Below are 14,563 nucleotides of genomic sequence, written 5' to 3' on the forward strand. Positions count from 1 at the left end.
AGCGAACGGAAAGCCGACAAGTATAAGCGGGAAGCACCCGCCGAGTCAAGCTGCAATGCCGGCAGAATCAGGCTCCGCGGCCCCGTAACGGAAAACATTGACCACATTGAAAGTCGTGTCGGGCACGTACAGGCGGCCGCGGTCGGCGTAAATGAAGTACGGCATCCAGACGCCGCCGGCGTCCGGGTATTTCTTGAAGACGGAAATCCCGGTCTCGTAGTGCAGCGTATCGTCGCCGATGCGGAACACTTTCAGCGCGCGGTTGACCAGGTCGTTGACGATGAGACGGTCGCCGTCGATGCAGACGCTGGCGGGGAGCATGAACTTCCCGTAGTCAACGTTGACATCATCGCAATAGCCGAGATGGCCGTAAGTCCACAGGCTGTTGCCCTCGCGGTCGAACACGCGCAGGCAGTTGTTGAACTGGTCGCAGACGAACAAGCGGTCCTGGGCGTCGATGGCGATGTCGCAGGGCGTGAAATCGTCGTCCGACTGCCAGCGGAAGTTCTTGCGGAACGCGACGAAGCCGGTCGGCTGGATCTGCCACATCGAAATGCGGTTGTTGAGCGAATCGGCGATGTAGATCTCGCCCTGGCCGTTGATGGCGATGCCCTGCGGCGCCTTCAAGGTGCCGTCACCGCCTATGCCCTCGCGGCCGAAGGGCATGCCGTAGTTGATCAGGTAGCCGGCCGGATTGAACTGGTACATCGTCACCGTGCACATATTGAAGTTGGTGACGAACACGATCGGCGTGCCGGGACAGATCTGCCCCAGCGGCGGCGTATGCGGATAGTAGACGTCCATCGCCAGGTCGCCCGGCACGAAGAAGCCGCGCATCATGTCCTGCAACTGGTGGTAGGGATCGCTCTCGGTGTTGAAGGTCTTCATGCACCAGTTGCCGGAATCGATGTTCAGCGAGGCGTTCTCCATGCGCGCCAGCGGATCGATGCCCATGTGGGTGCGGAACTGGTCATACCAGTACTTGTAGATGCTGGTCGTGGCCTGGGCCCATTGGTCGATCCAGTTGCCGGCGGCCTGGGGCTCGCGCGGCACTGCGCGGCGCTCGCGATTGAAGCCGATCACCGACGTCATGCAATTGAATTGCGAGGTCGAGCGCAACCGGTTCTGGTCGTCGCGGCGGTGGCCGACCGACTCGATCAGCAACGCATCCTCATCGCCTTTGACGCGTGGGATGCGCACCTTGATCACGCTGGACGCGAACGGTTCGCTGATGAAATACACATCCGGTTCGTCTTCCGCCGCGCAGATCTGGTACGGCCCGACGAACACCACGTCCTCCAGCGCGCCATAGACGAAATCGGACAAGCTGTGCACCGGCTCCAGCGTGTGGTTCCACAAAGGCAGCAGGCCGTTGACCACGCTCACTTGCTGGCCCTCCAGGTCGTACACCGTGATGGCGTTCTCGATGTGCCCGGGCACGAACACGCGGTCGCCGATCACGCACACCGACCGCATCACATTGAACTTGCCGATGCCGGTGGGCTTGCCGTGCTGGTGCAGCATCACCGTGTCATGCGGCGCCTGCACGCATTCGTCGACGATGGGCCAGTCGGTGCTGATCTTCAGCACTTCGTAGTGGCCGGTGTTGGCGAGGTAGAGATTGCCTCGCGCGTCACTGGCCAAACCCTGCGGCCACAGCAGCTCGTGTTTGACGCCGGGACCGCCGACGTGGCGGAACTGGCTGATGAATTCGCCCTCCAGCGTGAACTTGACGCAGCGGCTGGCCAGGTCGTCGGCCGTGTGGAAGAACTCGTCGCAGACATACAGGTAATCGACGCCGTCGCGTTCGCGCACCACCGTGATGCCGTTCGGATCGGACAGCGGCAGGTAGTGGCTGCCGCCTTCGCCGAAGGCATAGCTGAACCAGATCTCGTGCTCGTCGTAGGCGAAGGCCACCACGCGGCCGTGGCCCATGTCGGTGCAGTACATCAACTGGTGCGTGGGATGGGGGCAAACGTGGAACGGCATCAGCAGGCGCGGCGCATCGGGCGTATCGTCGCCGGGACCCTCGATCACGTGCAGCAGTTCGGACAAATCGGCGTTAAAGACCAGCACGCGGCTGTTGCCTGTATCGCACACCCACAGCCTGCCGAAACTATCGGCATGCACGCCAACCGGCGAATTGAGCGTGAAATCGTCGGCCAGCGGACCGAGGGGCGTGGTGCCCGGCACGGTCAATTCACCATAGGAACAAAGGTATTTGATGGCCTGATTCATCGCGTCCTCCTTGATCTAAGTCATAAAGTATGCGATTCGTTCCAGGTTGCTGCAAGCAAAAAAACCTCATGCAAGCCAGTCCGGCCGGACTCCTTTACAATATGCGCAACGATTTTTAACGGAGAGAACGATGGAATGCAAAGTCAGCTGGAATGGCCCGTCGGGCATGAGTTTCTTGGCCACGACCGGCTCCGGCCACATGGTCAACATGGATGGCGCGCCCGAGGGCGGCGGCCACAACCTGGCGCCGCGTCCGATGGAGATGGTGTTGCTGGGTACCGGCGGCTGCACGGCGTATGACGTGGTGCTGATCCTGAAGAAGGGCCGCGCCGACATCCGCGGCTGCGAGTGCACGTTGACCGCCGAGCGCGCGGACAGCGAGCCGAAAGTGTTCACCAAGATTAATTTCCACTTCACCGTGACCGGCAAGGACTTGAAGCCTGAAGCGGTGGAACGGGCGATCACGCTGTCGCACGACAAGTACTGCTCGGCGTCCATCATGCTCGGCAAGACTGCCGAGATCACGCATTCGTTCGAGATTATCGAAGCCTAGATGTAATACGCGGTGCTGGTCATTACTTTCCCCATCACCGCCATCACAGCCTGCACCGGCGCCGGCGTCTGCGAGGCGCCCAGCGCCTGCGCGGCGGCGCCATGTTCAATCTCATCCTGCCGCATCTGCTCGACGATGGCGCGCGACTTGGCGTCCTGTGGCGGCAACTGATCCAGATGGCTGGCCAGATGCGCCTCCACCTGCCGCTCCGTCTCCACCACAAAGCCCAGGCTGCGCGCATCGCCCAGCACCGCCGCCACCGTGCCCAGCGCATACGCGCCGGCGTAGAACAGCGGATTGAGCACGCTGATATGCGAGTTCAGTTCGGCCAGCCGCTGCGCGGTCCAGGCCAGATGGTCTTCCTCTTCCCTGCCCGCCTGCTCGAACTGCGCGCGCATTTCCTCGGTCTTGGCGAAGCGGCTCTGCGAGTTGTACAGCGCCTGCGCACAGACCTCGCCCACATGGTTCACGCGCATCAGCCCGGCGCTGTGGCGGGTTTCCGCTTCGCTCATCTGGGCGTCGGCCGCGTGCAGCGCCGGCGTCGGCCGCGATGCCGAGGCGACGCCGGTAATCACGCGCAGCGCCTTATCGGCGCCGGCGATCAATCGGTCCAGCGGGGTGTGGTGATGTGCGGCCATAAGAAAACTCGAATTCGGACGAAAGCAATATTATAGAGGCGACAGCCTCAGTTTGCCTCGGCCGCTTCGCGCAACTGGCGCTGGCGTTCGATATAGTCGGCCACCGGGCCGCGCACATCGATCTTGGAAATGTCCTTCGCCACGCTCAGGTTCAGGCCCAGCAGGAAGGGGATATTCTCGATGGGCACTTCGGCGCAGTGTTCGGCAAACGCGCGCAGGAAGCGCTTGGACTCCACCACCGGCACCACCTTCTCGCCGCTCATGTATTGCAGGATGCTAGTGATGCTGTGGCCCTTGCCGATGCTGTGATAGATGAAGCGGTTGAAGTCGCGGTCCAGCTTGTCGAAGTCCAGGGTTTCCTTGGTCATCAGGCCCGACAGGTAAAACAGGCCCAGCGCCACGCGAAAGAAGCCGGTGGACTCGCTACGGTTGACGCCACAATGGGTGACCGCCAGAATTTTTTCCTGCAATTGAGGATTCATTTTTTATTGTTCTCCCATATCCGACTATAGCAAGACATTTGTATGGCTAGTAGCTTGCGCGCGAGAATTTTTACATGCTACTCTTGAAATCTTTTCAACAAGGGACAGAACAATGATCGAGGTCAGGGGGCTCGCCAAGCGTTTTCGCCTGCCGTCGCGCGGCGGCAAGCCGGCCCAGGCGCGCGATCCGCGCGACCACGACGGTTGGTTCCATGCGGTGCGCGATGTCAGCTTCCGTTGCGCTCCCGGTGAAGTGCTGGGCCTGCTTGGTCCCAACGGCGCCGGCAAGACCACCACCCTGCGCCTGCTGTCCACCGCACTGAAACCAGATGCAGGCAGCATACACGCCAACGGTGTCGACCTGCTGCACGATCCGCTGGCGGCGCGCCAGCACATCGGTTTTTTATCCGGCACCACCGGCCTGTACGGCCGCCTGACCGCGCGCGAAAACGTCGAATACTTCGGCCGCCTGCACGGCATGAGCCCGCCCTACCTGAAGCGCCGTTGCGATGAATTGTTCGAGCTGCTGCAGATGTCCGAATACGGCAACAAGCGCGCCGACCAGCTGTCCACCGGCATGAAGCAGAAATGCTCGATCGCCCGCACCGTGGTGCACGAGCCGCAGATTGTCATCCTCGACGAACCGACCACCGGCCTGGACGTGATGTCGGCCAAGATCCTGCTGGACTTCATCGCCAGCTACAAGGCGCTGCGCGTGCCGCTGATCTTCTCCACTCACCACTTGCACGAAGTGGAAAAGCTGTGCGACCGCGTCTGCATCATCAACCACGGCAAGACCGCCTTCCACGGCACAGTCGACGAGCTGCGCCACCTGGGCGGCAGCGCCGACCTGTACGACGCCTTCGTCGGCGTCATCAACCAGGAGCCCTGAGCCATGTGGATCATCTACCTCAAGGAGTTGCTGGAACTGGCGCGCGACCGCCGCACCTTCTTCTTCACCGTGTTCATTCCGGTGTTCGCCATGCCGCTGATCTTCACCGGCTTCGGCTACGTATCGTCGAGCATGTTCAAGCAGGCCAGCCAGGCCGAGATGACCTACTCCATCTTCGGCAAGGACAACGCGCCCAAGCTGGCTGAACGCTTCGCCAAAGAAAAAGGCTTCCGCGAAGTGCTGCTGGCCAGCCCGGCCGACATCAAGACCGCCATCGGCGACGACCGCATCAAGTTCGCGCTGGTGATACCGGCCGGTTTCGAAGCGAGCCTGGCCCAGCAACAACAAGCCGTGATCGCGCTGCACTACAACAGCGCCGTCACGGTCGACCTGACGCGCAAGCGCGTGATGTCGGTGGTCGGCGGCCAGAACCGCCTGCTGCGCGAACAGGCGCTGTCCGCGCTCAACCTCAACAAGGAGCAACTGCGCTTCGCGCTCGACCCGATCACGCTGGAAGACCATTCCACCGCCGACAAGCGTGAGCAGATGGGCGCCGTTGTCGGCGGCATGTTGCCCTACATCCTGCTGATGGTGTGCCTGATGGCGGCAATGTATCCGGCGATCGACACCGGCGCCGGCGAGAAGGAACGCGGCACCTTGGAAACCCTGCTGCTGGCGCCGGTCTCGCGCACCGCGCTGGTGATGGCCAAGTTCCTGATGCTGTTCACCGTCGGCCTGACCTCGGCGCTGCTGATGATCGGCAGCCTGGGCATGCTGCTGACTTTCTTCGGCCCCATGATAGGCGGCGACCTGGTGCAGATGGTGCGCGCCATCGGCCTGCTGGACCTGACCATGGTGGCGCTGATGCTGGTGCCGACCGCCGCCATCTTCGCCGCCATCCTGCTGTCGATCTCGGTCTACGCCAAAAGCTACAAGGAGGCGGCCGGCCTGATCTCGCCGCTGATCATCGTCACCGTGCTGCCGACCCTGGTGGCGCTGCTGCCCGGCGTCGAGCTGAACTGGAAATGGGCGATGGTGCCGATGACCAATGTTTCGCTGGCGATGAAGGAGTTGGTGAAGGGCACGATGGACTACAGCATGTTCTGGGTCATCCTGCTGTCGACCACCCTGACCGCCGGCGCCCTGCTGGCCCTGTGCCGCTGGTGGTTCAACCGCGAGCAGGTTTTGTTTAGAAATTGAACAAGTTGTCTATTCAACTAGCCCGGAACAAGGCCGCCGCGCACCGCCGTCTGGTCGGCCTTTTCTGCACTCTGGCGCGCAGTTTCGGCCGCCTATCGCAATGGCGCCCCACATATAGAGCAAATTCAATACAATGCCATCATGTGAAAAGTGTATGGCCGTACAGAAACGCGGCGCAGGCACCGGCAGAATCATTCAGGAGTTAGCATGGAATTACGCATCAGCAACTTGTCTAAAACCTACGGCAATGGCGTCGTAGCGCTGGACAATATTTCGCTCACCATCCCGACCGGGATGTTCGGCTTGCTCGGGCCCAACGGCGCCGGCAAGTCGACGCTGATGCGGACGCTGGCGACCTTGCAGGAATGCGATTCCGGTTCGGTGTTCCTGGACGACATCGACGTACTGGACGAAAAAGACGAAGTGCGCCGCCTGCTGGGCTACCTGCCGCAGGACTTCGGCGTCTATCCGAAAGTGACCGCCTACGAGCTGCTGGACCATTTCGCCGTGCTCAAGGGCCTGTCCAACCGCAACCGCCGGCGCGAGGTGGTCGACGGCCTGTTGCAACAAACCAATCTGTTCGACGTGCGCAACCAGCGCCTCGGCGGCTTCTCGGGCGGCATGCGCCAGCGCTTCGGCATCGCCCAGGCGCTGCTGGGCGATCCCAAGCTGATCATCGTCGACGAGCCGACCGCCGGCCTCGATCCGCAGGAGCGGGTGCGCTTCCACAACCTGCTGTCCGACATCGGCGAAGACAAGACCGTGATCCTGTCGACCCACATCGTCAGCGACGTGGCTGACCTGTGCGCCAACATGGCCATCATCAACAAGGGCCACCTGCTGCTGTGCGGCCCGACCCAGGAACTGATCCACGAAGTGAGCGACAAGATCTGGGCCCGCTTCATCGACAAGCGCGACCTGCAATCGTTCCAGCTGCGCCACCCGGTCATCTCGTCGCGCCTGCTGTCCGGCCGCACCCTCATCCATGTCTACAGCGAGACCGATCCCGGCGACGGCTTTGAAGAAGCCATCGGCGACCTCGAAGATGTCTATTTCGCCACCATCGCCGGCCGCCACAGCGCTGCGGCCACCTGCGATTAAGGCGGCCTTATGTTTTCCATCGCCTACTTTGAAGCGCGTCAGCGCCTCAAGCTGCTGTCCACCTGGGTCTATTTCCTCGGCTTCCTGGCGCTGTCGCTGCTGTGGATGGCCGCCGCCGGCGGCGTCTTCAAGGGCGCCTCGGTCGCCTTCGGCAGCCAGCTGATCGACTCGCCCCGCTCGCTGATGTTCACCACCAGCGTGCTCGGCTCGCTGGGCGTGGTGGTCATGGCCGCCATGATGGGCCGCTCGGTGCAGCAGGATTTCGAATACGACATGCAGCACTTCTTCTTCTCGGCGCCGATCAAGAAGCACCAGTACATGTTCGGCCGCTTCCTCGGCGCCTACCTGACCTTGGCCATCATCTTCACCAGCATCATCCTGGGTTGCTGGCTGGGCAGCTTTATCCCCGGCATCGATCCGGAGCGGCTGGGCCAGCCGGGCGTGCTGGGTTACCTGATCCCCTACCTGATCGTCATCCTGCCCGACATCTTCATCTTCGGCGCCGTGTTCTTCATCCTGGCCGCGCTGACGCGGCGCATGCTGCCGGTCTACATCTCCAGCGTGGTCATGCTGATCGGCTACATCGTCGCCCCCGGCCTGGCGCGCGACCTCGACTACAAGACCCTGGCCGCGCTGATCGATCCCTTCGGCACCACCGCCGTGATCCGCCTGACCGAATACTGGCCCATCATCGAGCGCAACAGCCGCATGTTCTGGCCGGAAGGCGTGTACCTGCTCAACCGCGTGCTGTGGTGTTCGTTCGCGCTGGCCGGCCTGCTGCTGGGCTACTGGCGCTTCCACTTCATCGCCACCATCGACAGCGGCGCCGGCAGCACCAGCCGCGGCGAAGGCGAAACCCCGCTGCACCTGTCGGCCCAGTCCACCAGCACCCAGGAAAAGCCGGACTTCCAGTCGCGCAGCCTGGCCGCGCTGCTGTTCAAGATGAGCTGGCTGAACCTGCGCGAAACCACCAAGAACATCTACTTCCTGGTGATCGTGCTGGCCGGCGTGCTGATGATGCTGGCCAGCGCACTGGACATGGGCTCGATGTTCGGCACCACCACCTACCCGGTCACCTACCTGGTGCTGGAGTCGGTGTCGGAAACCTTCGCGCTGTTCATGTTCGTCATCACCACCTTCTACGCGGGCGAGCTGGTATGGCGCGAGCGCGAGGCGCGCATGGCGCAGATGCTGGACGCGCTGCCGATCCCGAGCTGGCTGCCGATGCTGTCCAAGCTGATCGCGCTGATCGGCCTGCAAACCCTGCTGATGGTGGTGGTGATGGTGTGCGGCATGGCGATCCAGATCGTCAAAGGCTATTTCATCCTGGAGCCGGGGCTGTACCTGTACCACCTGTTCCTGATCCAGCTGCCGGCCTATGCGCTGTCGGCGGTGCTGGCGATCGCGCTGCAAGTGCTGATCAACCAGAAATACCTGGCCTACTTCGCGATGATCGTCTACTACGTGGCCAGCGTCACGCTGGGCACGATAGGCGTCGACGATCCCATGCTCGTCTACGGCAACATGCCGAGCTTCATCTACTCCGCCATGAACGGCTACGGCCACTTCCTGGCGCGCGAACGCTGGTTCGAACTCTACTGGACCGGCGCCGCCCTGCTGCTGGCGGTACTGTCGCTGCTGTTCTGGGCGCGCGGCACCAACGACGGCTGGCGCCAGCGCCTGCAACTGGCGCGCCACGCGCTGACGGTGCCGGTGCTGAGCACGGTGGCCGCCGGCCTGCTGGTGTTCGTCGGCGCCGGCAGCGTGGTGTTCTACAACACCCACATCGTCCACTGTTTCAAATCGGCCTACCAGAAGGATGCCGAGCGCGCCGACTACGAGCGCAAGTACAAGAAATTCGCCGTGGTGCCGCAGCCGCGCATCACCGATGTCAAGCTCGACGTCGCCATCGTGCCGGACCAGCGCAGCCTGGTGGTCAAAGGCCGCTATCTGCTGGAGAACAAGACCGCGCAGCCGATCACCGACGTGCTGGTCTACCAGGACAACAGCACCACCCAATTCAAGGCGCGCTTCAGCCAGGACGCGCGGCCGGGCTTCCAGGATGACGAGCTCGGCTTCTACAGCTACAAGCTGGCCAAGCCGCTGGCGCCCGGCGCGCAGCTGACGATGGACTTCGACGTGGTCTACCTGCCCGGAGGCATTTTAGGCATGGGCCAGGACACGCCGGTGATCGGCAACGGCACCTTCTTCAACAACGGCGTGCTGCCGCACATCGGCTACCAGCAGGGCATGGAACTGAGCGACGCGCGCGACCGCAGGAAGCACAAGCTGCCGGCACGCGAGCGCATGCTGCCGCGCGACGACCCGGCCGGCCTGGCCAACAACATCGCCAGCAGCGACGCCGACTGGATCAGCTTTGACGCCACCGTCAGCACCAGCGCCGACCAGATCGCCATCGCGCCGGGCACGCTGGTCAAGGAATGGAGCAAGCAGGGCCGGCACTACTATCACTACAAGATGGACCAGCCCATCCTGAACTACTACGCCATCCAGTCGGGGCGCTACCTGGTCAAGCGCGACTGGTGGCAGGACGTGGGCATCGAGCTGTACTACCATCCCGGCCATGAGTACAACCTCGACCGCATGGACAAGGGCATCAAGGAATCGCTGGACTACTACACGCGCAACTTCGGGCCTTACCAGCACAAGCTGGTGCGCATTGTCGAGTTCCCACGCTATGCCACCTTCGCGCAATCGCTGCCGACCACGATCGCGTATTCGGAATCGATAGGCTTCATCGCCAAGGTCAACGACAAGAGTCCGAAGGACATCGACTATCCGTTCTACGTCACCGCGCATGAAGTGGCGCACCAGTGGTGGGGCAACCAGCTGGTCGGCGGCAACACGCGCGGCGGCACGGTGCTGAGCGAAACGCTGGCCGAATACTCGGCGCTGATGGTGATGAAGAAGAATTTTGGCGCGGACAAGATGCGCCGCTTCCTGCACTACGACCTGGACCTGTACCTGATGGGCCGCGCGCTGGAGCGCAAGAAGGAAATGCCGCTGGCGGACAACGAAAACCAGAACTACATCCAGTACCGCAAGGGCAGCCTGGCGATGTACCAGTTGCAGGACATCCTGGGCGAGGCCAAGGTCAACGCCGCGTTGAAGGAGATGCTGGCGCAGTATGGCCGCAAGGCCGGGCCATACCCGAGCGTCACGGTGCTGGTCGACGCGCTGCGCAAGATCACGCCGCCTGAACAGGCTTACCTGATCGACGACCTGTTCAACCACATCGTGCTGTACGAGAATCATGCGGTCTCGGCCACTGCGCGCAAGCTGGTGGACGGCAAGTACGAAGTGACGTTCGCGGTCAGCGCCGCCAAGGTACGGGCCGACGACCAGGGCGCGGAAAAAGACACGCCGTTGAAGGACTGGATCGACATCGGCATCGACGACAAGGACGGCAACAGCCTGTACCGCGAGCGCAAGCTAATCGAACGCAAGGACAATCTGTACACGGTGATCATCAACGGCCGCCCGGGCAAGGCCGGCATCGATCCCGACAACAAGCTCATCGACCGCAAGCCCGACGACAATATGATCCCCGTCGAACTGCTGACCCAATAACACAGCTGGGGTCAAGTCTGACATTCGGACACGAACTGAACCATAACGTACGCTAAGGTTCAGCTCGTGTCCGAATGTCAGACTTGACCCCGGGTTTTTATGCGGCTAGCTTGAAGACGGCCACGACCTCGGTCAGCGCATCGGCCTGATCGTGCAGCGAGGCTGCCGCTGCGGCGGCCTCTTCCACCAGCGCGGCGTTCTGCTGTGTCACCTGGTCCATCTGGCCGATCGCCTGGTTGATCTGCTCGATGCCCGAACTCTGCTCCATGCTGGCGGTCGTGATTTCGCCCATGATGTCGGTCACGCGCTGGATGCTCTCCACCACTTCGTTCATCGTGTTGCCGGCCTGCGTGACCAGCAGGCTGCCGGCATCCACCTTTTGCAGCGAATCGTCGATCAGGGTTTTGATTTCACGGGCCGCCGTCGCGCTACGCTGCGCCAGGCTGCGCACCTCGGTCGCGACCACCGCGAAACCACGGCCCTGCTCGCCCGCACGGGCCGCTTCCACCGCCGCGTTCAACGCCAGGATGTTGGTCTGGAAAGCGATGCCATCAATGACGCCGATGATGTCGACAATCTTGCGCGCAGAACCGTTGATCGCATCCATGGTCTGCACCACGTCCGCCACCACGCCGCCGCCGCGCTGCGCCACGGCCGAGGCCTTGACCGCCAACTGGTTGGCCTGGCGCGCATTGTCCGCGTTCTGCTTGACTGTCGACGTCAGTTCTTCCATCGACGATGCGGTCTCTTCCAGGCTCGACGCCTGCTCCTCCGTGCGCGCCGACAAATCCAGATTGCCGGCGGCGATCTGGCTCGAGGCGCTGGAGATGCTCTCGGTTCCGCTGCGCACTTCGGTGACGATGCCAATCAAGCCATCATTCATGCTGCGCAGCGCCGCCAGCAGGCGGCCGGTTTCATCTTTCGTGCTCACTTCGATGCGCGTGGTCAGGTCCTTGTTGGCCACGGCCACGGCGACCTCCACCGCCCGGTTCAACGGCACGGTGATGCCGCGCGTCAGGCGCCAGGCGCAGATCACGCCCAGCGCCAGCACCGCCAGCCCGAACAGGATCATGAACTGGCGGCTGTGCTCATACAGCGATTCAATCGCCGCCGCGTTATCGTCGATGCTTTTGCGCTGCAATTCCAGCAGGCCGCGCAGCGATTCCAGGTACGCCTTGCCGTCCGGCGTGAAGTGCTGCTCCAGCATGGCGGCGGCCTCGTCCAGCTTGCCGTCCTTCTTCAGCGACACGATGGCGTCGCGCGACGCCAGGTAACGCTTGCGGTTGGCCTTCATGCCGTCGAACAGCGCCTTCTCCTGCTCGGTGACGAGCAGCGGTTCCACCTGTTTTTGCAGGCCGTTGACCTCGGCGGTCGAAGCGGCGGTTTCTTCGGCGAAGAACGGTCCCAGCGACGGATCGCTGCTCTTCGAAATCGCCGAGGTGCGGCGCACGCTGGTGTGGATCAGCCGATACCAGTCGCTGATCATGCGTTCCTTGGCCAGCGGCTGCTGCATCATGTCGCGGGTGGCTTCGGCCACGGTTTGCATATGGCTGATGCCGATTGCGGTCATCAGCGTCATCAACGCCAATACCAAGCCAAAGCCCGCGGCAAGGCGCGTGCCGATATTCAAGTTTTTCATGATTTGTGTGCCCGTGAAGGCAATATTGGAAAAAGAGAAGCGTTGCTACTATTGGAACTGCGAATCGGGCGGAAGGATAAAAATTGCCCCAAGGAACCAACAGTTTATCACGGGAATTAATTTATTGCTGAAGTATGCCTAGGCCGTGACTTGCAGGGAGCTGACCAGTCCCGCATTGTAGGAGTCGGCGATGACGGTGCCGGCCAGGCTGGGATTGGCCTTGAGCAGGTCCGCCCAGTTGGCCGACGCCTGCGCGGACAGCCCGCTGACCGTCCCGGCGCCGGTGTAGATGCCCGACGCCGACGGCGCCGAGGCCAGCGAGCCAAGAATGGCCTGGTCTTGCGCTTGCTGCGCGGTGGCGGAAGTGTCAACATTACTGCCGTCGGTGGGAACGGTGACCGGTTCGGTCGCGGTGCCGGCCTGCTGCAAGCTATCCAGCAAGCCGGACGGGGTGTAGACCGAAGCGCCGGTCGATCCCCCCAGCGACGCCACCACAGCCGACTCCGCCGACAGGCTGACGGCTTCGGACGACAAAGCCCCCGCCGCCGTACTGGAGACGACGGGCACATACGGCTGGTAGGCCGGACTTGCGCTAACGGAGTTGAGGGCGACGGTCATAGTACATTCAATATAGGTGTTCGGCCCCAGCGAAGCAAGCGGTAAAAAGCCGGGTGTTTTGGAGGCGCCCGGCTTGCTTAACATTTCAACAATCAGATCTTGGCGGCGTCATGGTCGCGCTTGACCTTGTCCGCATGGCGTTCAAGTTTCTCGTCGCGGCGCGCCACCTGCTCCTGGTGCTTGTCGACGCTGCGGCGGGCGATCACTTTTTCGTCGTGCTTGATGGCCTGCTTCTCCACCTTGATGTTTTGCTGCTCGGCGCGGCGCGCCTGGTCCAGCTGCTGGGCGCCGGCCAGGTCGCCCTTCTTGACGTCGGCGTGTTCGGCGCGGGCCAGCGCATTGCGTTCGCCGCGTTCCGCCTGCAGCTGCTGCTGGCCTGCCGCCACCTGGCTTTGCTTGACCGCGATCACCGCGTTGTCGCGCTTGATCTGGCGGGTGTCCTGGTGGATCTCTTTGACGTCCTGGCGGATCTGAGCATTGTCCTGATGGACTTGTGCCACTGGATTGGTTTGCGCGAAAGCTGCGGCGCTGATCATGGAAAGCACGCCGGCGATCATCAGGGATTTGGTTTTCATGATTGTGTTCCTTTTCTAGTGGTTGACAGACCGCTGTTCATCAGCGTCTTGAGCAATTAACGCGACCGCCCCGGCGGCAGACGACCACAGTTCCGTAAGAAAAGTTACGAGTTGTATCCGGCCAGCGCGGCCGCCAGTTCGCGCTGCCAGGTGCTGGCCTTGACGCGATTCCACACCAGCGCCACCTGTTCCACGCATTCGAACGCGCAATCGGTCACGTGGATGCGGCGCAGCTCGGGATCGGCCAACGCGAAGTCCGGCAGGTAGGCCAGCGCCTCGCCCGATTTGACCAGCGCCAGCAGCAGTTGCAGATCGTCGGTCCAGTAGCGGATCTTGCGCGGCAACTGGTCGTCGCGCCAGCCGTCGGAGCGGGCGCCGCGCTGCACGCCGCAAAACAGCGAGCGCGACGGGCAGGCGAAGTCGTGCGTCAGCACTTGCGCCGTGTCCGCCTCCAGCAGCGGCGCCGGCGGTAGCGACGTCACCAGCGGATGGCGCTGCCCCGCCACCAGGTGCAAGGTCACGCTGCCCAGCGGCGTGACCTGCCATTCATCCGACCAGTGCTCGCCGCGGCCTTCGATGACGTCGCCGGTGACGATGGCGGCGTTGATATCGCCACGCAGCAGCGCCGCCAGCGCCTCATCCTCGAACATGGCCTGCATGCGCAGGCTCGCTTCCGGGTAGGCGCGCAGGGCTTGCGACAGCATCTGCCCATGCCGCCACAGCAGGATGGCCGGGCCGGCGATGCGGCTATCCACGGCGGCGCGCTCACCCATCAAATCGGCCTTGGCCTGGTCCGCCAGCGCCAGCAAGGTCTGGGCGCGGGCCAGCAGCAACTGGCCACTGTCGTTCAGCACCAGCTGCTTGGCGCTGCGGTCGAACAGCGGCTTGCCCAGACTGTCTTCCAGCCGCTTGAGCGCCTTGGACACCGCCGACGGCGTCAAATGCAGCTCCAGCGCGGCCGCGCCCAGCGACGGACGGCGGGCGGCGCTGACGAAAACACGCAGGTCGGAAAGATTCATGATGTCCAAACAGGATA

At 62.8% G+C, this 14,563-nt stretch carries 12 protein-coding genes; 5 read left to right on the forward strand and 7 right to left on the reverse strand.

Annotated features, from left to right (window positions below):
- Positions 1 to 45: 45 nt before the first annotated feature.
- Complete coding sequence (locus D0T21_RS25255; RefSeq protein WP_116992307.1) at positions 46 to 2,238, reverse strand: NHL repeat-containing protein; 2,193 nt, start codon at positions 2,236 to 2,238, stop codon at positions 46 to 48.
- Between the two features lie 130 nt (positions 2,239 to 2,368).
- Between D0T21_RS25255 and D0T21_RS25260 the strand changes: the two genes are divergently transcribed.
- On the forward strand, positions 2,369 to 2,791 hold the full coding sequence (locus D0T21_RS25260) for an OsmC family protein (RefSeq protein WP_116992306.1): 423 nt from the start codon (positions 2,369 to 2,371) through the stop codon (positions 2,789 to 2,791).
- On the opposite strand, the gene coq7 is transcribed toward D0T21_RS25260, so the two are convergent.
- Both coq7 and D0T21_RS25270 read right to left on the reverse strand, forming a co-directional pair.
- Positions 2,788 to 3,429 (reverse strand): 2-polyprenyl-3-methyl-6-methoxy-1,4-benzoquinone monooxygenase, encoded by a 642-nt coding sequence (gene coq7, locus D0T21_RS25265; protein WP_116992305.1) that lies wholly within the window; start codon positions 3,427 to 3,429, stop codon positions 2,788 to 2,790. The two genes, D0T21_RS25260 and coq7, sit on opposite strands and share 4 nt — an antisense overlap.
- 47 nt (positions 3,430 to 3,476) lie before the next feature.
- Entirely contained in the window at positions 3,477 to 3,911 is a 435-nt protein-coding gene (locus D0T21_RS25270) for a hypothetical protein (RefSeq protein WP_116992304.1), read from the reverse strand.
- Positions 3,912 to 4,023: 112 nt separating this feature from the next.
- Between D0T21_RS25270 and D0T21_RS25275 the strand changes: the two genes are divergently transcribed.
- From D0T21_RS25275 to D0T21_RS25290, 4 genes are all read left to right on the forward strand, one after another.
- Positions 4,024 to 4,803: an ATP-binding cassette domain-containing protein gene (locus tag D0T21_RS25275; protein ID WP_116992303.1), complete on the forward strand. Its 780-nt coding sequence runs from the start codon at positions 4,024 to 4,026 to the stop codon at positions 4,801 to 4,803.
- 3 nt (positions 4,804 to 4,806) lie between these two features.
- Complete coding sequence (locus tag D0T21_RS25280) at positions 4,807 to 6,003, forward strand: ABC transporter permease (protein WP_116992302.1); 1,197 nt, start codon at positions 4,807 to 4,809, stop codon at positions 6,001 to 6,003.
- Between the two features lie 207 nt (positions 6,004 to 6,210).
- Entirely contained in the window at positions 6,211 to 7,104 is an 894-nt protein-coding gene (locus D0T21_RS25285; RefSeq protein ID WP_116992301.1) for an ABC transporter ATP-binding protein, read from the forward strand.
- A 9-nt stretch (positions 7,105 to 7,113) separates the two neighbouring features.
- Positions 7,114 to 10,695 carry a M1 family aminopeptidase gene (locus D0T21_RS25290; protein ID WP_116992300.1) on the forward strand — a complete coding sequence of 1,194 codons (3,582 nt, stop codon included), beginning with the start codon at positions 7,114 to 7,116 and terminating at the stop codon, positions 10,693 to 10,695.
- Between the two features lie 97 nt (positions 10,696 to 10,792).
- Here D0T21_RS25290 and D0T21_RS25295 read toward each other — a convergent pair whose 3' ends face one another.
- The 4 genes from D0T21_RS25295 to D0T21_RS25310 all read right to left on the reverse strand — a co-directional run bounded on the left by D0T21_RS25295 (position 10,793) and on the right by D0T21_RS25310 (position 14,546).
- On the reverse strand, positions 10,793 to 12,334 hold the full coding sequence (locus D0T21_RS25295; RefSeq protein ID WP_116992299.1) for a methyl-accepting chemotaxis protein: 1,542 nt from the start codon (positions 12,332 to 12,334) through the stop codon (positions 10,793 to 10,795).
- A gap of 138 nt (positions 12,335 to 12,472) precedes the next feature.
- Positions 12,473 to 12,952: a hypothetical protein gene (locus D0T21_RS25300; protein WP_147328171.1), complete on the reverse strand. Its 480-nt coding sequence runs from the start codon at positions 12,950 to 12,952 to the stop codon at positions 12,473 to 12,475.
- Positions 12,953 to 13,044: 92 nt separating this feature from the next.
- On the reverse strand, positions 13,045 to 13,527 hold the full coding sequence (locus tag D0T21_RS25305; RefSeq protein WP_116992297.1) for a hypothetical protein: 483 nt from the start codon (positions 13,525 to 13,527) through the stop codon (positions 13,045 to 13,047).
- A gap of 104 nt (positions 13,528 to 13,631) precedes the next feature.
- Positions 13,632 to 14,546, reverse strand: a complete 915-nt coding sequence (locus D0T21_RS25310; RefSeq protein ID WP_116992536.1) for a LysR family transcriptional regulator — start codon at positions 14,544 to 14,546, stop codon at positions 13,632 to 13,634.
- Between the last annotated feature and the right edge of the window lie 17 nt (positions 14,547 to 14,563).

Origin of the sequence: Duganella sp. BJB476 (assembly GCF_003416895.1) — a bacterium.
Classification (GTDB): domain Bacteria; phylum Pseudomonadota; class Gammaproteobacteria; order Burkholderiales; family Burkholderiaceae_D; genus Rugamonas.

Coding starts and splice junctions, on each gene's coding strand:
- D0T21_RS25255 (WP_116992307.1), bottom strand. CDS start 2,238: ATGAATCAGGCCATCAAATACCTTTGTTCCTATGGTGAATTGACCGTG.
- D0T21_RS25260 (WP_116992306.1), top strand. CDS start 2,369: ATGGAATGCAAAGTCAGCTGGAATGGCCCGTCGGGCATGAGTTTCTTG.
- coq7 (WP_116992305.1), bottom strand. CDS start 3,429: ATGGCCGCACATCACCACACCCCGCTGGACCGATTGATCGCCGGCGCC.
- D0T21_RS25270 (WP_116992304.1), bottom strand. CDS start 3,911: ATGAATCCTCAATTGCAGGAAAAAATTCTGGCGGTCACCCATTGTGGC.
- D0T21_RS25275 (WP_116992303.1), top strand. CDS start 4,024: ATGATCGAGGTCAGGGGGCTCGCCAAGCGTTTTCGCCTGCCGTCGCGC.
- D0T21_RS25280 (WP_116992302.1), top strand. CDS start 4,807: ATGTGGATCATCTACCTCAAGGAGTTGCTGGAACTGGCGCGCGACCGC.
- D0T21_RS25285 (WP_116992301.1), top strand. CDS start 6,211: ATGGAATTACGCATCAGCAACTTGTCTAAAACCTACGGCAATGGCGTC.
- D0T21_RS25290 (WP_116992300.1), top strand. CDS start 7,114: ATGTTTTCCATCGCCTACTTTGAAGCGCGTCAGCGCCTCAAGCTGCTG.
- D0T21_RS25295 (WP_116992299.1), bottom strand. CDS start 12,334: ATGAAAAACTTGAATATCGGCACGCGCCTTGCCGCGGGCTTTGGCTTG.
- D0T21_RS25300 (WP_147328171.1), bottom strand. CDS start 12,952: ATGACCGTCGCCCTCAACTCCGTTAGCGCAAGTCCGGCCTACCAGCCG.
- D0T21_RS25305 (WP_116992297.1), bottom strand. CDS start 13,527: ATGAAAACCAAATCCCTGATGATCGCCGGCGTGCTTTCCATGATCAGC.
- D0T21_RS25310 (WP_116992536.1), bottom strand. CDS start 14,546: ATGAATCTTTCCGACCTGCGTGTTTTCGTCAGCGCCGCCCGCCGTCCG.